The following is a 21910-nucleotide window of genomic DNA, read 5'->3' as shown; positions in this document are numbered from 1 at the left end:
CCAGCGGCAGGTAAGCAGCGTATCCTTCAGGGTCTCTTCTATTTTAGGAGTGAAGAGGCTTTATACTTGGAGCACCATGCGGTCCTCCACGGAATGAGCGTTTTTCTGGAAGAGGGCAATGAGATCCTTTGTAGAAAGGGCTGCCTTTTCTTCCAGAGAGAGGTCTTCTACAATTTCGCCCTCATGCATCATCACCAGTCTGTTGCCGTAGGCCAAGGCGTGATTCATGTTATGGGTGACCATGAGGGTGGTGATGCCTTCTTTTTGGATCAGGCTCTCCGTGACTTTCATAATGAGTTCTGAGGTTCTGGGGTCCAGTGCGGCGGTATGTTCATCGAGAAGCAGAAGCTTCGGTTTCTTCATCACGGCCATAAAGAGGGCCACAGCCTGACGCTGGCCGCCGGAGAGGAGCCCTATTTTTGTGTGGAGCTTGGACTCAAGGCCAAGGCCCAAAGAGGCCAGCTGCTCTTTGTAGTAGCTGATTCTCTTTATGTCCACTGCTTTTTTCAGGCTGAAGCTCTCTCCTTTGGCATCGGCCAAAGAAAGGTTTTCCAGAAGCGTCATGGAAGGAGAGACAGAGAGTCTGGGGTCCTGATGGACTCTACCAAGAAGCTTTGCTCTCACATGGGCTTTCTCGTAGGTGATATCTTGTCCATCCAAAAGGATAAGACCGCCATCAGCCTCATAGGTTCCTGCAATGAGATGAAGAAGTGTGGACTTACCTGCACCGTTGGAACCCAGAAGACTGATGAAGTCTTTTTCCTTCACCTGAAGGCTGAGGTTTTTCAGCACAGTATTTTCAATGGGGGTGCCTGGATTAAAGGTTTTTGACAAGTTTTGCAGCTTTAGCATAGAAGGCACCTCCTTTATCCTCTTTGGTCTCTTTCTTCAACCCGCTTTGTTTGCGTCTTTTCTTCAGTGCCCCGGAACTCATGCCCATGGCTAGGATCACCGCAATGGCGGTGGCCAGTTTGAAGTCGTTGGGGTCCAGTCCAAGTCTTAGAACCAGCACTAAAATACCCTTATAGAGCACAGCACCGGATAGAGCGATGGAAGTCATAGGCAGGCTCAGCTTCTTCAAAAGAGAGCTTCCGATGATGACCGCCGCAAGGGCGGTGACTGCGCTTCCAGTACCCATGCCCACATCAGAGAATCCCTGATACTGAGCGGTGAGAGCACCGGAAAGGCCAGCTAAAAAGTTTGCGGTCATAAGACCGAGAATTTTGATTTTATGGGCATCTGCCCCCAGCGAGGTGAGGATCTCTTCGTTGTCGCCCACGGCTCTTAAGAAAAAGCCGGTTTTTGTTCTGAAAAAGGCTTCATAAACAAAGAGAAGAACCGTCACGATGAGAAGGAGAAGCAAGAGTGTGCTGAGGTTTTCCCCACCTATGGAAACTTCCGGCAGTGTGAACACTGTGGTTTCAGCAAAAAGCGGAATGTTGGCTTTTCCCATGACCCTAAGGTTTACGGAGTAAAGACCGAACATAACGAGAATCCCTGCCATGAGTCCATTGATCTTCAGCTTGGTATGGATGATTCCTGTTACAAGGCCACCCAAGGAAGCCGTCATAGCTCCCAGGATTGTTGCAGCCCATGGATTCATTCCTCTAAGAAGGAGTACTGCAGCGGTGGCAGCTCCAAGGGGATAGGTGCCGTCCACAGAAAGGTCCGCAAAATCCATGATTTTATAGGTGATATAGATTCCGAATACAAGAATTGCAAAAAGCAGACCCTGTTCCAGAATACTGATGAGAATACTCATTATTTTTCACCTGCCACTTTCGCGACAGACAGAATCTCCTCTGGAATGGTAATGCCTAAAGATTCCGCAGCCTTTTTGTTCACCACGATGATGGGATTTTTCATGGTGGAGATGGGGAGTTCTTTGGGTTCTTTTCCCTTCAGGATCTCAAGGGCCATGAGTCCGGTTTCTCTGCCCAGCTCATAGTAGTCAAGACCTGCGGAAATGAGTCCGCCCACGTTGACGCCAGCGTCTTCTGCGCAGAAGACTGGAATTTTCTCGTCATTGGCCAGTTTTACGATAAGCGCATAGGCTGAAGCGACCATATTGTCTGTGGGGGTATAAAGGACATCCACTTCTTTCAGGACACTGGGGAGCACCGCATTGACATCGCTAAGGGCTGTGATGCCGGCTTCTTTGACGGTAAAGCCCATATCCGCTGCTGCTTTTTTCAGTGCATTGACCTGATAGGTGGAGTTGGGTTCTGAAGTGTTATAAATGACTCCGATGGTTTTAGCATCAGGGAGCACCTTTTTGAGGATCTCCAGCTGAGGTCCGATGGGTACACCGTCAGAGGTTCCAGTAACATTTTTGCCTGGATTCTCAAAGGATTCCGCGATGCCTGCATCCACAGGATCGGTCACCGCAGTGATGAGAATCGGAATATCTTTCGTTGCGTTGTAAGATGCCTGGGCGCTTGGGGTTGCAATGGCGAAGATGAGATCTTTCTTCTTTGCTACAAAATCTTCGGCGATGGCCAGCGCTGTGGGCTGTTCTCCCTGGGCATTCTTATAGTCGATTTCGATGTCCTCTCCTTCTACATAACCATTCTCCTTGAGCACATCCAAAAATCCTTGTCTTGAAGCATCCAGTGCTTCGTGCACCACAAACTGATTGATGCCAATTTGAGTGAGTTCCTTTTTTTCCTGGCACCCTGCCACTGCAAGGGCCATGGCCACAATACCGAGGGCCACGAGTTTCTTTCCTACCATTCTACATATCCTCCTAATACTACTGTTCTTCCATAATCTTGAACAAATTATGAATTACCTTATTATATAGAGGGATCAGAACTTTATCAAGTTCAGTGAAACCCGGAGTTTCTTGTAACAATGATGAAAAATGAGGCGCAATTTTAGAATTCTTTAAAAATTAGCGGTAAAATTATATAATTTTCGAAGTACTTTGAAAATGAAAACAACTACATCGAAAGATTCTGAAAGTTGAACACAAAATAAAAGAGACGCTAGATAAATTGCGCCTCTTAACGGATTTTTCTATACAGTTAAAGTTCTGTGACCAATACCGATGGCAAACTCATTAAGATGAAGCAGGCCAATGCTCACATAAATACAGACGGCCAGGTCATTGCCCATGCGAACCAGCCCGATTTTTCCACCCACATTGAGATTGTTGGAACGTTCCAGCACCTGCATGAGGGCATCCCGGGCAGCACCCATGACAGCCCCTTCCTCTGCATACTCTTCCTTAATAAGCCCCACTCTTTTGGAGGCCACCAGGGCTCTTTCCAGGATCTTGCTGATGCTGATGGAGATGTTCCCACCGATGTCCACTGCAGCGGCTTTTCCACCCAGGGCTTCCAGCTTCCTGATATAGTCCCGTTCTTCCTCACGGCTGGTGAGTGCAAGCCTTACGGCTTCTCTTGGTACATCTAAACTCTTGTTCATATCCTATTCCTCACAATTTCACCATAGTGTTTTCTGCGTTCTTTCTTTCATTCTATCAAATATTCAGGCGTCCTGCTTCTTTTTTCCAAAGGTCTTCTCAAGAAATAGCGTCAGAAGAGCCAGAAGAACCATATAGAGGAGAATGAGAAATGCAGCATACATAAAGAACCATTCAGGTAAGATCCGGATGACTGGATCGATGTTGGGATCAAAAATCCAGTAATCATTGGAAAATGCAATCTCATGGAATACCACAAAGGCCCTGGAGAAATTGACGACAAAGGGGATGCCAAGAAGGAGGGGAAGAATAAATGTGAAGGCAGCAGCCCCCTTTAGGTATCCCAGCTGGTTTTCACGTTTCCTCTTAATAAACAATAAGACTGACAGGATCAGACTGACGGCGAAAAGGATCCAAACAAGGTCAAAAATGACCTTGACTTCATAGAAGTGAAACTCACCCTGGGGAGACATGGGAAGTCCATTGAGCTGAAGCTTTCCCCGGTAAAAAGGATTCAGATAGTCGATGAGAATATCGTAGTTGCTTTTAATGAGCGCATAGTCATATTCTCCGTTTTGGGCCTGAATCTTTGTGATGTTCATATAATAGAGGATTCTGGTGTTAAGACCTAAAAGCACCGAGCCTGTAAGTACGGCAACGGCGTGAATCAGTGCGTAGAGAGCTGTTTTGAATTTATTCATATGCTGCTTCTGGAAGCATCTTGGAAAGGCTTCCATGTTCACCTCGTTTCTTAGTGGGAAAGAAAGGAACGAATGTCCTCGCAATCCAATTAGAATAATGATATCATGATTTTGGAGCCGTGAGTAGAACAAAGATATTGAAAGATAATTGGAGATTTTTATAGAAAGTGGAAGCTAAATTACTTTTTTGTCCGGATTTATGCCGTATTTAAGAGAATGACTATAAAATTCTAGTTGAAATCGGAAACAAATAAATTATAATAAGAATAGATGTTAGCACTCGGCATTGATGAGTGCTAATAAAAGTTAGTTAATAGGAGGAATGTCAAAGTGATCAGACCATTAGGAGACAGAGTAGTACTTAGAAGACGCGAAGCCGAGGAAACCACAAAGTCCGGTATTGTCCTCACAGGTTCCAGCAAGGAAAAGCCACAGGAGGCTGAAGTCATTGCAGTAGGTCCAGGAGGCTATGTGGATGGCAATAAAGTGGAAATGGAAGTTAAAGTTGGTGACAAGGTTCTCTTCTCCAAATATGCAGGCACAGAAGTGAAGCATGAGGGTGAAGAAGTCATCGTGGTTCGACAAAACGATATTCTGGCAATTATAGAGTAGTAGGAGGAGTAGACGATTATGGCAAAGACAATCATCTATGGAGAAGAAGCAAGAAGAGCGATGCAAAAGGGTGTGGACATCCTTGCAGACACCGTGAAGGTTACATTGGGACCTAAGGGAAGAAATGTGGTCCTGGAAAAGAAGTTTGGCGCACCTCTCATCACCAATGACGGTGTGACCATTGCAAGAGAAATTGAACTGGAAGATGCTTATGAGAACATGGGGGCACAGCTGGTGAAGGAAGTTTCCACCAAGACCAACGATGTGGCTGGAGATGGAACCACTACTGCAACGGTGCTGGCTCAGTCCATGATCAAGGAAGGTCTGAAGAATGTGACAGCAGGAGCAAATCCGATGTTCATCCGTCAGGGAATCAAGCTTGCTGTGGATAAAGCCGTAGAAGCCATCAAAGAGCAGAGTGTTGCTATTGGAGGCAAAGAAGACATCGCAAGAGTGGCTGCAGTTTCTGCTCAGGACGAGGAAGTGGGACTTCTCATTTCTGATGCCATGGAGAGAGTAGGCACCCAGGGTGTAATTACAGTAGAAGAGTCCAAAACTTTTGGCACAGAGCTGGAAGTGGTGGAAGGTATGCAGTTTGACAGAGGATATGTTTCTGCTTACATGGCTACCAATACAGAAAAGATGGAAGCAGTTCTTGACGATCCTTTCATCCTCATCACAGACAAGAAGATCAACACCATCCAGGAAATCCTTCCAGTGCTGGAACAGGTGGTACAGACAGGAAAGAAGCTTCTTCTCATCGCGGATGACATTGAAAGTGAAGTCATCGCGACACTTGTTGTGAATAAGCTGAGAGGAACCTTCGTCTGTGTGGCTGTAAAGGCTCCAGGATTTGGAGACAGAAGAAAAGAAATGCTTCAGGACATCGCTATCCTTACAGGTGGACAGGTCATCTCTGAAGAGCTCGGCAGAGAACTGAAGGATGCGACCATCGATATGCTGGGAAGCGCAGATACCGTAAGAATCAATAAGGACCAGACGGTCATTGTCAGCGGAAGAGGTTCTAAAGAAGAGATTGCGAATAGAGTCCATGTCATCAAGGCTCAGATGGAAGAGACCACTTCCGAGTTTGACAAGGAAAAGCTTTCAGAAAGACTGGCAAAGCTTGCTGGTGGCGTAGCGGTCATTAAGGTGGGTGCAGCGTCTGAAACAGAGCTGAAGGAAAAGAAGCTCCGTATGGAAGATGCTCTGGCTGCAACTAAGGCTGCAGTAGAAGAAGGTATCGTTGCGGGTGGTGGAACTGCCTACATCAATGTCATTGATGCAGTAGGATCTCTGACCAGCGAAGACCCAGATGTGGTTGTAGGTATCAATATCGTGAAGAGAGCTCTTGAAGAGCCACTAAGACAGATCGCCATCAATGGTGGAGTAGAAGGCTCCGTTGTCATCGAAAAGGTGAAGCACAGCGAGAAGGGCATTGGCTTCAACATCATCACAGAAGAACTGGTGGATATGGTGAAGGTTGGTATCGTGGATCCAACGAAGGTTACAAGATCTGCTCTTCAGAATGCGGCATCCGTTGCTGCAACCTTCCTGACCACAGAGGCAGCTGTGGTGGACATCAAGGAAGACAAGCCTATGATGCCAACTCCAGATATGGGCGGAATGTACTAAGTATATAAATTAAATATGTTTATGAAGACGGTGTTTTTAGCGCCGTCTTTATTTTTTTGCTTTGCTTTACTTTATGACCGTATACGTTGGCTTTAAAAAGTAAAGTAAACCATACAAAATGTAAAATATACTTGACTTTATGTATAGTTAACTTTACAATTGGTGTATAAAACCGGTTTAGAATCTAGGAGAGGGAGGGAGAAAGATATGGCAATGGAGAACAATATCAAGCTGTTCCGTGCGAAGCTGGGGTACACCCAGGAGGATCTGGCAAAAAAAGCGAATGTGACGCGCCAGACCATTATCGCACTGGAAAAGGGCAGCTATACGCCATCACTGGAACTGGCTTTTAAGCTTTCAGATTTGTTTCAGGTACCCATCGAAGAAATATTTTACAGAACGGAGGACACAAAATGAAAAAAACAATCATAGGACAAATACTTGGCATTTTACTTGTTTGGGCACTATATGGGGTCTATCTGACAAGGATGTCGTTTTATGGGGCTTTTCATGGAGCCTATTTGGAATTTGAAGACTTGCTTCTTCTTTTTGTTTCGATTGCTATTCTAATAGCCGTCTGTCTTCTTCTCTTCTGGAACAGCATGAGAGGAGAGAAGATCAGAGGTTTTCGATCCCTCATGGTAAGAAATCTAGCAGTTACAGAAGAGGACGAACGGGAAAAAAAGATTGTCATGGATGCCAACAGAAAATCCAATTATTTTACCTTCAATGCGCTCATGCTAGTGATTGCGGCACTCTCCTTTTTTATGAATAAGAAAATGATCTCAGTACACACACTGATTCTTGCTTTGGTCATTGGCATTACTTTGGAAGCCATGCTTTTCTTATTTTATTACCTAAAAAAATATAATGAATAAAACTCTTGACTACTACGATATTTTTTACTAAAATATAATTAAGTAAAAAATATTTGAGTATGAGGTGTAAAAATGAATCAGTGTATGGACGTATTTCTACAAAAATTTGGTCTTACCCGTTATGATGTATCGAAAAGGACTGGGATTTCTCAGCAGACCTTATCCAGTGCCAACAAGAAAGATCCAGGGAGCTACTCGGTGAAAATCCTATCGGCTCTTTCTGATGCCACCGGGATTTCACCTGGCGAAGTACTGGACCAGCTTTTAAGGATCCAGAAAGAAGAAGAGCGGTTTGTGGTGAGAAACTGGGATGAGCTGAAAATTGCTGTGGATGCCATGAAAGAAAGATTTCTGGTGGAAGGGGAGTTTACTGAAGTCATGAAGGATGTGAAAAGCGGACAGCTTTCAGATACCGCAAGGCTTGGTACGGAGCTTGGCACCGGTGGAGGCGTGGGCATCATTGAAGCTCTTTACTACTTTATGCACCGTCAGCTTTCTGGGGGGAATAAAGAAGAGGAGAAGCTGAAAGACAGACTCACCTCTCTATACCACATCATTCTTCTGGATGAACATACGGTGGAGCTGAAACTGAAATCTCTCAGTTATTAGGATGAGCAATCATCCTTTTTTTTGTGAAGTGAATAAAGCAGGGTTCTCCTTCCTATAATGAGGGTATCAAAGGAAAGGAGGAAAGAAAATGAAAAACAAGAAAAGGGGATTTTCTCTGGTGGAGCTTCTTATTGTTCTTGGTATTTCCAGTATTCTCATGGCCATGTCCGCACCGAAATATCAGGGCATCGTGGGCAAGGCGAATGAACTGGAGCAAAGAGCTTATGTCCGGGAGGCGCTGAACTATGTGGATGTCTATAATCTGGAAGCCAGCAATAAGATTGCTGAAACCATAGCCTTATCGGCAGTGCCCCTAACAAGTACGGATTACTTGGCTGCCCGTAAAAAGGTTTCAGCAGAGTATCAGGAAAAAACACTGAAATATCTGAGGGAGTTTACGGAAGGCATTGAAAGTCCCTCCTCATGATCCATCTCTGTAGAATCTTAGGACCACTGGGTGGAATCCTTCTTGGAAAGCACCTGCTGAAAGAGAAAAGACCAGACTGGATGGTGTCAGCCATAATCTATGGAATCCTTCTGGTCCTTTCTTCCTATTATTTCAGCTTCTCTTTTCTTGAAGTGTTCTTCTACAGCGCATTTCTCTCCGGGGTCTATACAGACCACTATTCTGGAAGAGTCTACAATCTTTCTCTTTATCTCATGGTGCCCTTTGCCCTCTCTGGATTTTATACCCATCACAGCTATATTGCCGCTCTCTTTATGCTCCTGCTGCCTCTTTATAAGAAAAGCAGGAAGCTTCAGTTCTATTTTGGAGAAGCAGATGTTTATGTGCTTCTTTTCATCTCCATGGCCTATGGGCGGAATGTGTTCTACACTTTGTTCTACGCTTCCGCATTAGGTCTCCTCTACGCAGTGGTTGGACGCAGAAGGGAAATCTATTTTCTTCCGTTTCTGTTCTTTGGACTTCTACTCTCTCATGTTGATGAGTTTCATAAGTTCTTTGGGATTTTGCTTTAGGATTGGGAGATTGTGAAGGTTATCTTTTATGAACCTGTGAAAAGCAACGCAATTCCTGCAAAATGTGTTTGACTTTGCCTGTGGGGATGTCTATAATAAAGTTTAAATTAAAAACGCGTTACTCGTATATGCCCTTAATAAGGAAGGGCGTTTCTACCGGAAACCATTGTAATTTCCGTCTATGAGTGGCAAAGGTGCTTCTTTGGCATACCCTTGTCACCATGGTGAATTTGGGTATGCTTTTTTTATAGAATAAGGAGGATCTTCATGGGAAAAATTTTGAAAACTGCTTACACATTTGATGACGTTCTGCTGGTACCAAACAAGTCTGAGGTGCTGCCAAAGGATGTACTGGTGAAGACAAAGCTGACGAGCACACTGACCCTGAACATTCCACTCATCAGCGCCAGCATGGATACAGTGACAGAATCCACCATGGCCATTGCCATGGCTCGAGAAGGTGGCCTTGGCATCATCCATAAGAATATGTCCATAGAAGAGCAGGCCCATGAGGTGGATGTGGTCAAGAGACAGGAAAATGGCGTCATTGTGAACCCTTTCCATCTGACAGCGGACAAGACCTTAAGAGAAGCCAACGAGCTCATGAGAAGATACAGAATCAGCGGTGTCCCCATCACAGAAGAAGGAAAGCTTGTGGGCATTGTCACCAACAGAGATCTGGTCTTCGAGTTTGATATGGAAAAATCCATCGGGGAAGTCATGACAAAAGACAACCTCATCACCGCTTTGGAAGGCACCACCATTGATGAAGCGAAAGAAATCCTCCGTACCCATAAGATTGAGAAGCTGCCTCTGGTGGATAAGGACAACAATCTGAAAGGACTCATCACCATCAAGGACATTGAGAAGACAAGACTCTTCCCGAACGCTGCTAAAGATGCCAGAGGAAGACTCCTCTGCGGCGCTGGTGTTGGCGTTACCGCCAACATGATGGAGCGCGTAAAAGCTCTCGTGGACGCAGGTGTGGACGTAGTAGTTCTTGATACAGCCCATGGACATTCAGAGGGCGTTATGGAAGGCGTGAAGAAGATCAAAGCCGCTTATCCAGAACTGCCTGTCATCGCAGGAAACGTGGCAACCGCAGAAGGTGCCAAGGCCCTTGCGGAAGCCGGCGCTGATGCCGTGAAAGTCGGTATCGGACCTGGTTCCATCTGTACCACCCGAGTGGTTTCTGGAGTAGGTGTTCCACAGCTCACTGCAGTGATGGACTGTGTGGAGGCACTAGAAGGCACTGGTGTTCCCGTCATTGCCGATGGAGGCATCAAGTACTCTGGAGACATCGTGAAGGCTCTGGCAGCAGGCGCAGGCGCTGTGATGCTGGGCTCCATCCTTGCAGGATGCCAGGAGTCACCAGGAGAGATTGAAATCTATCAGGGAAGAAACTATAAGGTTTATCGAGGCATGGGTTCACTTACTTCTATGAATAAGGGGTCCAGTGACAGATACTTCCAGGAAAATGCCAAGAAGCTTGTGCCTGAAGGCGTAGAAGGAAGAGTAGCCTACAAGGGGCCTGTATCAGATACCCTATATCAGCTGGTGGGCGGACTTCGCTCCGGTATGGGATACCTGGGATCCAAGGATCTTCCTACCCTCTTTGAGACCGCAAACTTTGTGGTTCAGACAGCCAATGGTCTTAAGGAAAGTCATCCACATGACATTTATATTACAAAAGAAGCCCCTAATTACAGCAATAAAGAAGCGTAGGAGAGAATATATGGAAAATAATGTAATCCTAGTCCTGGATTTTGGCGGTCAGTACAATCAGCTCATCACAAGACGTGTCCGTGAAGCGGGCGTCTACAGTGAACTGATCTCTGCAAAAACATCCATTGAAGAAATCAAGAGAAGAAATCCAGTGGGCATCATCCTGACTGGTGGTCCAAACTCAGTGTATGAGGAAGGATCCATGACGGTTAGTGAAGAAATCTTCTCCTTAGGGATTCCTGTTCTGGGCATCTGTTATGGCCATCAGCTCATGACCCATAAGCTGAAGGGAAAAGTAAACACAGGAACCGTGAAAGAATACGGAAAGTCCCACATCCATTTTGAGTCTGAGAGCGTCATGTTCCAGGGGCTCCCTGAAGAGTCTGTGGTCTGGATGAGCCATCAGGATGAAGTGGTGGAAGTGCCAGAAGGATTTAAAGTTACCGCATTTACCAAAGACTGCAAAGTGGCAGCCATGGAAAATAAGGAAAAGAATCTTTATGGACTTCAGTTCCATCCAGAAGTGGTCCATTCCGTACTGGGCAAGGAAATCCTTTCAAACTTCATCCATGGTGCCTGCAAGGCGGAGAGAACTTGGGTGATGAAGGATTTCGCCAAGGAGAAGATTGAAGAAATCAGAGTGAAGGCTGATGGGAAGAAGGTTCTATGCGCACTTTCAGGCGGAGTAGACTCCTCTGTGGCGGCTGTCCTTGTTCATAAAGCCATCGGAGACAACCTCACCTGTATTTTCGTGGACCATGGTCTTCTTCGTAAGAATGAAGGGGATGAAGTGGAGAAGATCTTCAGAGAAAGATTCCATATGAACCTCATCAGAGTCAACGCTCAGGACAGATTCCTTGGAAAGCTGAAAGGCGTGGAAGATCCGGAGAGAAAGAGAAAGATCATTGGTGAAGAGTTTATTCGTGTCTTTGAAGAAGAGTCCAATAAGCTTGGCAAGATCGACTACCTGGTGCAGGGCACCATCTATCCAGACGTTGTGGAATCCGGAACCGAGACAAGCCAGGTCATCAAGAGCCACCATAATGTGGGCGGACTTCCTGAAGACATAGAGTTCGAGCTCATCGAGCCTTTAAGAGAACTGTTCAAGGATGAAGTAAGAGTCCTTGGAGAAGAGCTGGGGATTCCTCATGATCTTGTATACCGCCAGCCCTTCCCAGGTCCTGGACTTGGCATCCGTGTACTGGGTGAAGTGACAGAAGAGAAGCTGGAGATTGTGAGAGAAGCAGACTTCATTTTCAGAGATGAAGTGAAGAAGCATGGCTTGGATGAAACCATCTGGCAGTATTTCGCAGCACTTCCTAATGTCAGAAGCGTAGGCGTTATGGGAGATGGAAGAACCTATTCCCATCTCATTGCCCTAAGAGCAGTGCAGTCCACAGACGGGATGACTTCCGAGTGGTCCAGAATCCCTTATGAGGTGCTGGATATTGTTTCCCGAAGAATCGTTAATGAAGTGCCTGGGGTCAATAGAATCGTGTATGATGTAACCTCCAAGCCACCTTCAACCATAGAGTGGGAATAAGAAAACTATTGAAAATCCTTGATTTTTAAAAGAATACAGCTTTAGCTGAGTACCTATGATATTTTTCGATAATGAGGATATCATAGGTGCTTTTTTTAGTATTCTTCAAAGAAAAGAAGGGAGTTTAGATAATGAAAAAAGGAGTATCAAAAGGAAACCAACTATTTAAATCTACAAATCAAATGCCAAATAAATCATTTGATGAAGCACATGAGGAGTATATTAATAACCTCAAAATAATAGGAAGATCTGAAGAAACAATAAGAACGTATAATCATCATAAGAAGTACTTTCTTAACTTTTTAGGCGGAAATGTGAAATGTAGCGAAATAAATGAAGAGACTTTGAATAAGTATATTTTGTACTTGCATAATAAAAACATAAGAGCAGTATCAATAAACAGTTATCTACAAAATATTAGTCCAATAATAAAATTTTGTATCAAAAAAGGGTATATAAAACATGGTTTTATGATTCCTCGAGTTAAAGGGCAAGAGAAAATAAAAGAAGTATTAACTGATGAAGAATTAAAAATGCTATTAGAGAGTCCAAAAAAGACAGATTTTGTTACTATCAGGACATATGTTATTATTTGGGTTCTTGCCAGTACTGGAATTCGTGCTAGTGAACTTAGAAATTTAAGAGTTAAAAATGTTGACATTATTGGAAGAACAATTGTGTGTAATCATACAAAAAACAAGAAAGCAAGATATTTACCAATTAGCAACTCACTTGCTGTAATATTATCTGAATACATGCAATATAGAGAGGGGGAAGTTGAGGATTACTTGTTCCCAACTGTATATGGAGACATGATGAGCAGTACAACTCTACAAAAATCAGTTTCTAATTACGCTAAAGAGAGAGGGGTTAGAAAACAAGGAATACATATACATAGGCATACATTCATCACAAATAGTGTACTAAAAAATGTATCTCCTATTATTCTTAAAAGTATTACAGGGCATTCTACTTTTAAGGAACTCAATCGATATTATCATAATAATACGAGTTCTCTCGTCGAGATTATCGATTCGATTGCACCTAAAATGAAAAACAAGCAATCAAACTTCAAAAAAAGGTCAAATATAAGGAGTAAGGATGAGTAGTAATAATTGAATACTTAAATACACTTCCCATTCAAGGGAAAAATGATATACTAGAGTAAAAATAAAAATTACAAAATGAAAATAAATTATATATTAAGAGTAATAATAATGAGTAACAAGAGTTTATCTTTAGACAATATCAAAATCGAATTAACACCAAGCTGTGACTATGGGCAATTAGCTTTGACCATTACAGATCCATTCGAGAAAACAATCCAAGAGATGCTAGAACCTGCTGAAGTTGAAAATCTAATTACTTATCTTAGAGATGTATTAGATAAGCATAAGTATAATGGAGAGTTTGATGAACAGAATTGATATTAACATTGATAGTATCCAGGATATTGGGCAAATAATAAGGAGTCGAAGAAAGTATCTTGGATTAACACAAAAAGAGTTAGGGAGTATATTAGGTAAAAGCAATACCTATTTGAGTGATATTGAAGTGGGGAAAACAATGCCTTCATTGAAGACTATAATCATACTATGTAATAAACTGAATTTGGAGTTTAGGATTTTAGACAGAAAATATTGATGAATATGGGGGGGATTAGAAATGAGAATGGTTATTGGTAGAGTGAAGCATGATAATTCTTATGATAAATACAGTAGATTTCAAGATAAAATTAATAAAAAGATTCTTAAAGGAGATATAAGTAAAAAAGAATCTGCGATTCTAGTTACTAATAAAATCAGAGAGCTATATGAGAACTTAGATTATCTTCCAAGAGAAATTATTAATTTCGAAAGATTATATGAAATGGATCCAGATAAATCAAACAATATAATTATTATTTTATCTTTTAAATATATTGATCAAAGTTATTTTCCTATTTTGGATGAGATTGAAAGTTCTTTGACAGACAAGTATAAGGATGAAAATGGAGTAAGTCATTATATTTATGAATTTTATAACTTAAATTTTAAATTTCATGAAAATTATGTACCTATTACCGTGATGGACTTAACACCATTAAAAGGCTTCTTTATATCGTCTAGAGGTATTTCAATAAAGAAGCCATTTGACTTAATTGATCATGCTATCTGTTACATAATAAACGATGGTGATGGAATCATTTCGGCACGTAGTTTTGGATTAATAGAATATCAAAAAACACTCCCAATTTATTATCCAGAACTCAAAATAGCTCTTAGGTCAAAACTAGAAAGAAATATGGTAGCGATACTAAATGAATATGGCATAAGTTGGGAATATGAAAAAAAACATTATGTAATAAATCCGAGTAAAGAGAATGACGCTTTCAGACTATCGAATATGTACACACCTGATTTCGAGTTAGGTGATAATTGCTTCATAGAAGTTAAGGGAGCATGGGATGATAAAAGTTTATATAAATGTTCTACTTTTATAGAGCAGTATCCGGATTTTAAGCTTATAACCTTTGATGAATTAGATATGTATCATTTAGACCAACTATTACCAGCATTAGATGGGTGGACGAAACGAAGCAAAAACTCGAATAAATACAACATTAAAATTGATAAAAAGAACCTTTCCGATTCACTTGATTGGTTAACTGTGAAAATGAAAATTAAAATTATTGAGCAACAAGACAAGAGAACTAGAAGAAGCAAGTTCGTAGTTACTTCTTCTGATGATAGGTTAATTGGAATAATAGAAGAGCTTTGGAGTTTTCTGTTAAAACAACAAGTTGATAGAGGAATGGTCTTTGAAGGGTATGTAAAGATAATTGAAACTGAATTCATTGATATTCAAATAAACAATATCACTGATTCTGAGAAAATCAAATACTTAATTAAAGACATCAACTTATAAGCTCATCATTTAATTTTCTCAGTTTACACATTTTGCATTAAGTAAATATAGATACTGGATCCATAGAGTTGTTTATCCCAAATATCGAAAACTGGTCAATATTTTAGTATTACCAAAGATATTGGAAAGAACGATTATAAACAAAGCGACCATGATTTCTATCATGGTCGCTTTTGAGTTATTAAATTCAAATTTGAAAGCTTTGTATGTCTAGCTATTATTCAGTGGAGATTGTTGAGCTCTTCTAACTTTTCTTCAATATTTTTAAGCCGGAAATCTTTATTAAAGCACTCATAAAATGTAGCTATTAAATAATAGAATGATATGTATTGAAATACGTTCCACAATACACCTCGTATACTAAAGTCTATATTTTGAGATGTAATAATGTTTATTAGACAACATAATAGAACTTGTACTATGGTTATTAATGAAGATTCACTCAGGAATCTTAATGGATCTAATAAATCATTTAAGTAGCTGATAAGCTCATTCTGCAAGTTTTCGGTCGATTTTAAGATGATATCTGATTTATTAATATCATCTTCAACCTTTGATATCATTTCGTCATTAATTGAAATCTCGTCCTCATTTTGAATTTCTTTCTCGAGTGATATGCGAACATCTTTCAATGTTGTGTGCTGCTTCGAATTACGCTCTCTTAAGTCTACTATAATATTTGAAAGAGTATTTGATGTGGATTTTAATGAGGACACAGTCTTGTCAGCAACTATCATAAACTTGATGAAATGCAAAGTAAGAGAGATACACACTGTAAAAAAGTTTATGCAAACACCCATTACAAGCACTTTTATAAGGTCACTTGAGTACATTTGCTGTGGGAAATTTAAGGTGAAATATGTTATGGAAGGAATTATCAATGCAGTGATAATAATCACAGCTCGATTTCGAGTTCTATTATTCATATTGGTAATAACCTGAATTAAGCTATCCATTATTCCTCCTAATTTATTATGCTACAGTTCAATAAGTAGTTAGTGTTGATTATTTCTAATATGTGCAATATCTTCAGCCATTATTTCTAGCGCTGAGAGAAGTATAAAGAATACGATTCCTTGGAATATAATTGCAAATCCTAAGCCAAAATTAAACTCTACCCATATATAAAATCCTAAAAAGATGCTTGAAATAAGTTCAATAATAGCAATAACACCAAGATACTTAGAGTATTTGTTTTTATGAGTGCTATAAGAAGCGACAGTTGCTGATGTGATAGTATTTGAATCGGAGTTTGAAGTCTCATTGTTAAAGCAAGCAGAACAATACTCATTTCCATGAATCTTGAATTTTACTGATGAGTTGATTGGATCTCCACATTTATAACAATTAATTGATGAATTTGGTTGAGACATTTAATTACCCCCTTAGATTGATAAATACATATACATATTAACATCTAGAGTGATTTGTATCAAGAAAGAAGATTAAGATAAAATAGAGTATTTATGTTAATTAAGTATATTCCACCTTATTCTCATTTTACTCATGAAACTCCAATCAAGACATAGCAAATTCATGTTTTTGTGACTTTAGATGTGTGTGTGCATGTCCATTCTACAGCTCAATTCCAAGCGCTGTAGAAGTTTTTGATGGAAAGAATGTGATATTCTTAGAATACAATCATAACGCCTGAAATCGCTTATATATGCTTAGAAACGACATGGAGCGTTTCTTTGTTATATATTTTAGTATTAATATTATTGTCTTTTCAAACACAAAAGCTTACCAGCGTCGCTACGCTCCTCGGTGTTGACATTCCGCTTCGCTCCATGTCAAAAGTATTAATACTTATGTTGGAGTTCGTTAATAATGGTAAAAATTGTTTATATAGCTAAATTTGAGGAAATAAAAAATATATTAGATTCAAAAACACCCTAATTCAAGCACATATATATTTATTATATTTATATGTGTATGATTCAGGGTGTTTTTGTTAGTGTTATTTGTATGCCCCGATAGGGGCAACCAAGCGAAGCGCGGAGCAATCCCTGAAAGGGATAAACGAGCGAAGCGAGCTTAAGTAACACTCACAAAGGGCTATTATTCATCTAATCGTATAACCTTATCTACTAGCTTTTGAATTTCTTCAAAATACTCTGGTCTTGCTTTATTTGCATTTGGCATTAGCTCTTCTTCAATTGTCTTTGTTGATTTTATTCCTATCTGTCTCATTCGTTTTAAAAATTCTTCAAGTTTATCTTCATCAAATAGAACATGCTTGAGATCGAAAACTTCTGTATCTGGAACTTTTTCAAAGTACTTTTTCCAGAACTTTTCTTCATTCATGCTTTTATAAGTATCTTCATCTTCTTTCATTATACGAATAATTTCATCATATTTTTCTTTTGCTATGAAGTTATTTTTGTCTTCCGAATCAGCTTTTGCCTGCTTAATAATTTCATCAACATGTTTCATATTAAGTTCTTTCGTTGCTTCATCAATATTAATAAGTTCAGTTTTATAAGGTATCTCGTTTTTATTGATGGCTTCAATCAAGTTATATTGATAAACAAATTCAATATCTGATGAGATAGGATAATTGATTTCTTTTAGTGCATTATTTAAGTCAGAGAAAAACTCTACTTTTCGGAGTTCACTTAGCATCCATTCATTCCTAACTTTATACTTGTTTTTAAGTAAGGAACTCCTAATATCATCAAGGTTACCATTTAGAGCATCATCTTTTTCTAGGAAATGATGTTCAGCAGAGTCTTTGAATTTTACTACATACAATATTAATATAGGATTGATAATTTTGTCTTGTTCAAGAAACTTATAAGCTGTATTAAAATAGCCTCTAAACACATTCTTATTTCTATCAAAGAAGTCACTGAATGTTCTTAAAGAGATATGGTTCTCTTTAAGAAAGCTCCTCTTTTCTTCATCCTTTAAATATTGAACTCTATTGTAGTTTTCATTAATAAGACCAGTTCCAAGTAACCTTTGGTTAGTAGTCCATCTTATGCAACCATCATCACTTTCATAGAGCATAGTTAGTATTATTGATCTTATAATGTCCGCGTATTTAGTGTTTTTCATAGATGATAAAAGTGGAGTATCATACACTTTGGTTATTATAATGCCATTGCGTTTACGACCTTCAATTTTGTATTCTTCAAATTCAAAATACCTTGCCCATTCATTGAATTGTGCTATTTGGCTACCTGAACTAGATTGGCGTACGGGTACTCCGAGTTTTCTACATAGTTCAGCGTAACCCTTATATACTTGACCTACTGCTAGTATTCCATAGTTTGCTTCTTTTTTCTTTGCCATGATTTCTCCTTTTAAGTAATATATCATCTATTATATTATATAATAATTTTCGTGCAAATATATAAAACATATTAGTTCGTTGTCAACAGGTTTTTTTTTATAAATTATTTCTGTGTGGATGTACCAGCTTCCAGTGAGTTGAGAAAAGAAGATTCTTGGCATCTGAGAAACTATCCCCCACTAATAATTAAAAAGAACTACTATAAAGTAGCTCTTTAATGGGCTTATTCCATTGCTTCGTATTGCTTTGCCATGTTGTAATAGGATGTTCGGCTCTTATATCCAAGAAGCTCTATTGCCTGATTTATCGTTATATACCCAGCTTCTACCTGTTTGTATATTTTTGAAAACTTCTTCAGATCTGCTTTAAAAGTACCTTTATCTCTGCCTTTGTATTTTCCTTTTTCCTTTGCAAGGGCTATTCCTTCTGCTTGTCTTTGCCTTATCTTATTGCGTTCTTCTTCAGCAATAGCTCCAAGTACTTCTATAAGTATGTTGTTTACCATATCTAGAAGCCATGCTTGATTCTTATCGAAATCGATTAGTGTTGTAGGGATGTTTAGTATTTTAACTCTTACTTTTTTATCCTGAAGTTCCTTTAGTTCTTGTTTTATCATATCCTTATTTCTGCCAAGTCTATCCAGTTCTTTGATTAATACAATATCCTCTGCCCGAAGAAGCTTTTTCAGTTCCTGATATTGTGTGCGCTCAAAGTCTTTACCAGATTGTTTATCAATGTAGATATGTTCTTCTTTTAGTTCGTTGCAATAGTCTCTAAGTGCCTTGATTTGTCTACCTTCATTTTGTTCTTTACTTGAAACTCGAATATAACCAAAAACCATAGTATCCAGCTCCTTTATTTCTTTCTTTTAGAATAGTGTACAAAATAGGGTATGTCAATATAATTATCAAAATAGGGTGTATTATTATTTTTGTACATAATTTGGAGCTATTAGAAGTATTTAAACATAAAAATATGGTTCAAAATAATGAACATGATGAGGTGTACTTTAATTTGAACATTAATTATCGTAGAGTTTTTGTTTACTTGTATGATTTAAGATTGCTCCAGCTCTCATCAAAATCTCTAGGTGCATCAATCCAACAATTATCAATATCTCTGAATTTGAACTTTTTCTTTTTATTTCTTGTATCGAAGTATTGAATTCGAAGTTCATCAAATGATGTGCGTACTTCATTATTACTAATAGTAAATAAGCACTCATAGTTTTCAATACTTGTTGGATTACATAAAAAGGTGTAAGATCCATTATTACCATATTTTCCATTCTTTGAAACAGGAGCTTGAGTAAACCTTCCAACACAACGACCATTATTATAAGCATAAACATTCAGATCTCTAACAATTTTTGTTGTTTTAGAAGTGTTTTGAATCTGAATAACTAGAGGTAAGAATAACGAAATCTCATTACCTATTTGATTTACAAAACCCCACTTACGAAAGCTACTAGTGCTTGAAATCTTGACATAAAGCTCTACTTTCCCAAATGTATTTAAGAATCCTATAGTTAATGTAGTTAGGATGCTTGATACAAATCCTATAATAGCACCGACAATTAATTCATCATACTTCAATAATGAACACCACCTTAAAATTTATAGTATAGTAGAAATAAAAGCCCTTTCATATATCATTATACATATTCTTGTGATTTATACTTTAATATTCCTATCAATTAATGCTAATCTGATTTAAGTTGCAATAAAGTAAACGTAAGTTCGATTCGTAGTAAGTGCTAGTCTAGTACATATTACTAGTATGATAGGATATAATAATATTTCTGAGTATTGATCCGTCTTACTTTAGATTTCTCAAGGTTTTTCAATTGATGATTCTTAATGCTGAATTCTGTATCAAATCAAGATTGGATAGATTTTTTAGATATCGAATCTGAGAATAAGAATCGTGATAGAATAAAAACAAAAATGAATGATTTTTTTAAAGACTGAATAGTAATTTAAACCAATAACGTCAAAGGTTGAGTACGTTGACTTTATGACTAATAGTTATTTACGTTTAAACGGAACTAGATTATAATACAGTTAAGAAGAGTATCAAAAAGATATTTTTTTAATTATCAAAGGTATCAATAGCTTCCGTATGAAGTGGTTTCTAAATACATCTACACCTCATTGCCTTAAGAGCAGTGCAGTCCACAGACGGGATGACTTCCGAGTGGTCCAGAATCCCTTATGAGGTGCTGGATATTGTATCCAGAAGAATCGTCAATGAAGTGCCTGGGGTCAACAGAATCGTATATGATGTAACCTCCAAGCCACCTTCAACCATAGAGTGGGAATAAACACACAGCGTTTCATTCCAGAGTATCACTATTGAATAGTTATCATCTCTCAGGTGTTTCTGGTACATTCAATGTGTTCCAGAAACTGATGGAGAAGTGTAATGGAAATAACCATAGCTGAAATGTCTATTAATGACGGTAGCTATGGTTATTTTACGTTTTAACATATATATTTACTTTAACATTTTAATTGATAAAGAAAATAATAAATGTTATAATGTGACAACGTATTAGATTATTTTGAAAATTTGAGGTGTAAACGATAAAACTATGTTGTAAAGGAGATGTTGTCTTTGAATATAGAAGAAGCAGCAAGCTACATAGAATTTAATTTCAGTGGAAAAGTGTTGCTTGAAAATCCGTTCCCTACATCAAAATTACCGCTATACTTATCTTCAACCTATAACTTTCGTATGATCAGTTATTCTGATCATGATTTTTTACTGATGGACTGCAGTAAAACTATTGAACTGAGTATCCCATCTCTGGAAAAGCATGTAAGAAAAGTGAAAGAGGTCTGCGGGTACGATATTGAAGTTATACTCGTATTCGATGACGTTACAAAATACTTGAGGAATAAGCTGATCGAAAAAGGAGTTTCTTTTGTTGTTCCTGGAAAGCAGATATTTTTACCCACCGTTGGAAGAATATTTACAGAGAAAAGGATGAACCGGTATAGTAAGCAAAAGGATTCCATTTATAAAATATCACCAACTACTGAAGCGTTGATACTTGAAATCATCTGTTCCAATGAGTTTCCGAAGCATAGAAGTGAGCTGGCAAGAAAACTGGATGTTAGCGAGATGTCAATTTCAAGAGCGATAAAAGAAATGAATAGTAATGAAATAACATCGTATAATAATGTCGAAGACATAGGTGATTTCACTAAAAAGATCATCCGAAATGCGAAACAGATATTCGCCGGACCCATCATGAAAAAAATATATGTGAAGCGAGATTCAATACAAAAGGATTTGTGGAGAGAATTATCGGTTTCCGGGGAAAGTGCATTGTCTGAAGAAACAATGCTGATGAGACCTAGAGTGGATGTTTTTGGAATTATGAATAGGAAATGGAAAGTGTTAAGCACTGATATTGAGGAGGTTCCTCATGAAGATCTTGGTGTTTGCCAAGTTGAGTTATGGAGGTATCAGCTGCCTAAAATAAGCAATAGAGTGCATCCAATAGCCTTGTATATTATGTTCATAAATGAGGAAGATGAAAGAATCGAAAAAGAAATGGAGATCTTAGTAGAACGATTTTTGAGGTGAGAG

24 protein-coding genes, 1 pseudogene and 1 riboswitch are annotated in these 21910 nt (G+C 39.1%); of the genes and pseudogenes, 15 read left to right on the top strand and 10 right to left on the bottom strand.

The genetic code is table 11. From position 1 onward, the window contains the following. Positions 1–60: 60 nt before the first annotated feature. From BM243_RS08130 to BM243_RS08110, 5 genes are all read right to left on the bottom strand, one after another. Positions 61–852 (bottom strand): ABC transporter ATP-binding protein, encoded by a 792-nt coding sequence (locus BM243_RS08130; RefSeq protein WP_074911875.1) that lies wholly within the window; start codon positions 850–852, stop codon positions 61–63. Beyond that, the gene (locus BM243_RS08125; RefSeq protein ID WP_074911874.1) at positions 818–1762 is read right to left on the bottom strand and encodes an ABC transporter permease; all 945 of its coding nucleotides are present in this window, start codon (positions 1760–1762) and stop codon (positions 818–820) included. Before BM243_RS08125 ends, BM243_RS08130 begins: the two co-directional genes overlap by 35 nt. Continuing rightward, on the bottom strand, positions 1762–2733 hold the full coding sequence (locus BM243_RS08120; protein ID WP_074911873.1) for an ABC transporter substrate-binding protein: 972 nt from the start codon (positions 2731–2733) through the stop codon (positions 1762–1764). Before BM243_RS08120 ends, BM243_RS08125 begins: the two co-directional genes overlap by 1 nt. Positions 2734–3018: 285 nt before the next feature. Continuing rightward, positions 3019–3429, bottom strand: a complete 411-nt coding sequence (locus tag BM243_RS08115; RefSeq protein WP_031577000.1) for a HutP family protein — start codon at positions 3427–3429, stop codon at positions 3019–3021. Positions 3430–3492: 63 nt separating this feature from the next. Then, positions 3493–4128 (bottom strand): TIGR01906 family membrane protein, encoded by a 636-nt coding sequence (locus BM243_RS08110; protein WP_074911966.1) that lies wholly within the window; start codon positions 4126–4128, stop codon positions 3493–3495. 330 nt (positions 4129–4458) lie between these two features. Here BM243_RS08110 and groES point away from each other — a divergent pair, with 330 nt between their 5' ends. From groES to BM243_RS08045, 13 genes are all read left to right on the top strand, one after another. Then, on the top strand, positions 4459–4740 hold the full coding sequence (gene groES, locus BM243_RS08105) for a co-chaperone GroES (RefSeq protein ID WP_074911872.1): 282 nt from the start codon (positions 4459–4461) through the stop codon (positions 4738–4740). A gap of 18 nt (positions 4741–4758) precedes the next feature. Then, positions 4759–6375 (top strand): chaperonin GroEL, encoded by a 1617-nt coding sequence (groL, locus tag BM243_RS08100; RefSeq protein WP_074911871.1) that lies wholly within the window; start codon positions 4759–4761, stop codon positions 6373–6375. Between the two features lie 207 nt (positions 6376–6582). After that, positions 6583–6792, top strand: coding sequence for a helix-turn-helix transcriptional regulator (locus tag BM243_RS08095; RefSeq protein WP_143093557.1), 210 nt, complete (start codon positions 6583–6585; stop codon positions 6790–6792). Then, positions 6789–7253, top strand: a complete 465-nt coding sequence (locus BM243_RS08090; RefSeq protein WP_074911870.1) for a hypothetical protein — start codon at positions 6789–6791, stop codon at positions 7251–7253. Before BM243_RS08095 ends, BM243_RS08090 begins: the two co-directional genes overlap by 4 nt. A gap of 72 nt (positions 7254–7325) precedes the next feature. Further along, entirely contained in the window at positions 7326–7862 is a 537-nt protein-coding gene (locus BM243_RS08085; RefSeq protein ID WP_074911869.1) for a helix-turn-helix domain-containing protein, read from the top strand. An 88-nt stretch (positions 7863–7950) separates the two neighbouring features. Next, positions 7951–8289, top strand: coding sequence for a type II secretion system protein (locus BM243_RS08080; RefSeq protein ID WP_074911868.1), 339 nt, complete (start codon positions 7951–7953; stop codon positions 8287–8289). After that, a complete protein-coding gene (locus BM243_RS08075; RefSeq protein ID WP_074911867.1) occupies positions 8286–8840 on the top strand; it encodes a hypothetical protein in 555 nt (184 codons plus the stop codon). The genes BM243_RS08080 and BM243_RS08075 overlap by 4 nt, the downstream gene beginning before the upstream one ends. 102 nt (positions 8841–8942) lie before the next feature. Next, positions 8943–9042, top strand: a riboswitch (purine riboswitch). A 65-nt stretch (positions 9043–9107) separates the two neighbouring features. Then, positions 9108–10565: an IMP dehydrogenase gene (gene guaB / locus BM243_RS08070; protein ID WP_074911866.1), complete on the top strand. Its 1458-nt coding sequence runs from the start codon at positions 9108–9110 to the stop codon at positions 10563–10565. A gap of 10 nt (positions 10566–10575) precedes the next feature. After that, entirely contained in the window at positions 10576–12108 is a 1533-nt protein-coding gene (gene guaA / locus BM243_RS08065) for a glutamine-hydrolyzing GMP synthase (protein ID WP_074911865.1), read from the top strand. Between the two features lie 131 nt (positions 12109–12239). Next, positions 12240–13217, top strand: a complete 978-nt coding sequence (locus BM243_RS08060) for a tyrosine-type recombinase/integrase (protein ID WP_074911864.1) — start codon at positions 12240–12242, stop codon at positions 13215–13217. Between the two features lie 108 nt (positions 13218–13325). Then, the gene (locus BM243_RS08055) at positions 13326–13535 is read left to right on the top strand and encodes a hypothetical protein (RefSeq protein WP_074911863.1); all 210 of its coding nucleotides are present in this window, start codon (positions 13326–13328) and stop codon (positions 13533–13535) included. Continuing rightward, on the top strand, positions 13522–13752 hold the full coding sequence (locus BM243_RS08050; RefSeq protein ID WP_207646179.1) for a helix-turn-helix domain-containing protein: 231 nt from the start codon (positions 13522–13524) through the stop codon (positions 13750–13752). Before BM243_RS08055 ends, BM243_RS08050 begins: the two co-directional genes overlap by 14 nt. Positions 13753–13773: 21 nt before the next feature. Then, the gene (locus tag BM243_RS08045; RefSeq protein ID WP_074911862.1) at positions 13774–15015 is read left to right on the top strand and encodes a PDDEXK family nuclease; all 1242 of its coding nucleotides are present in this window, start codon (positions 13774–13776) and stop codon (positions 15013–15015) included. Positions 15016–15236: 221 nt separating this feature from the next. Here the strand turns inward: BM243_RS08045 and BM243_RS15250 are convergent, their stop codons facing one another. The 5 genes from BM243_RS15250 to BM243_RS08020 form a co-directional block, all read right to left on the bottom strand. Continuing rightward, complete coding sequence (locus BM243_RS15250; protein WP_074911861.1) at positions 15237–15971, bottom strand: hypothetical protein; 735 nt, start codon at positions 15969–15971, stop codon at positions 15237–15239. Between the two features lie 39 nt (positions 15972–16010). Beyond that, positions 16011–16388, bottom strand: a complete 378-nt coding sequence (locus BM243_RS08035) for a hypothetical protein (protein WP_074911860.1) — start codon at positions 16386–16388, stop codon at positions 16011–16013. A gap of 688 nt (positions 16389–17076) precedes the next feature. Then, positions 17077–18312, bottom strand: a complete 1236-nt coding sequence (locus BM243_RS08030) for a hypothetical protein (protein WP_074911859.1) — start codon at positions 18310–18312, stop codon at positions 17077–17079. 224 nt (positions 18313–18536) lie between these two features. Then, positions 18537–19154: a recombinase family protein gene (locus tag BM243_RS08025; RefSeq protein WP_074911858.1), complete on the bottom strand. Its 618-nt coding sequence runs from the start codon at positions 19152–19154 to the stop codon at positions 18537–18539. Between the two features lie 202 nt (positions 19155–19356). Beyond that, positions 19357–19908 (bottom strand): hypothetical protein, encoded by a 552-nt coding sequence (locus BM243_RS08020; protein ID WP_074911857.1) that lies wholly within the window; start codon positions 19906–19908, stop codon positions 19357–19359. Between the two features lie 551 nt (positions 19909–20459). Here BM243_RS08020 and BM243_RS08015 point away from each other — a divergent pair. Beyond that, positions 20460–20636: pseudogene (locus BM243_RS08015) on the top strand (glutamine-hydrolyzing GMP synthase); the annotation flags it as partial. Between the two features lie 293 nt (positions 20637–20929). Further along, positions 20930–21907 carry a hypothetical protein gene (locus BM243_RS08010; RefSeq protein WP_074911855.1) on the top strand — a complete coding sequence of 326 codons (978 nt, stop codon included), beginning with the start codon at positions 20930–20932 and terminating at the stop codon, positions 21905–21907. Positions 21908–21910 lie beyond the last annotated feature (3 nt).

The organism is Proteiniclasticum ruminis, assembly GCF_900115135.1.
GTDB lineage: Bacteria > Bacillota > Clostridia > Clostridiales > Clostridiaceae > Proteiniclasticum > Proteiniclasticum ruminis_A.
Note: the sequence above shows the minus strand (reverse complement) of the source record. Positions and strands in the feature narration are given on the sequence as shown.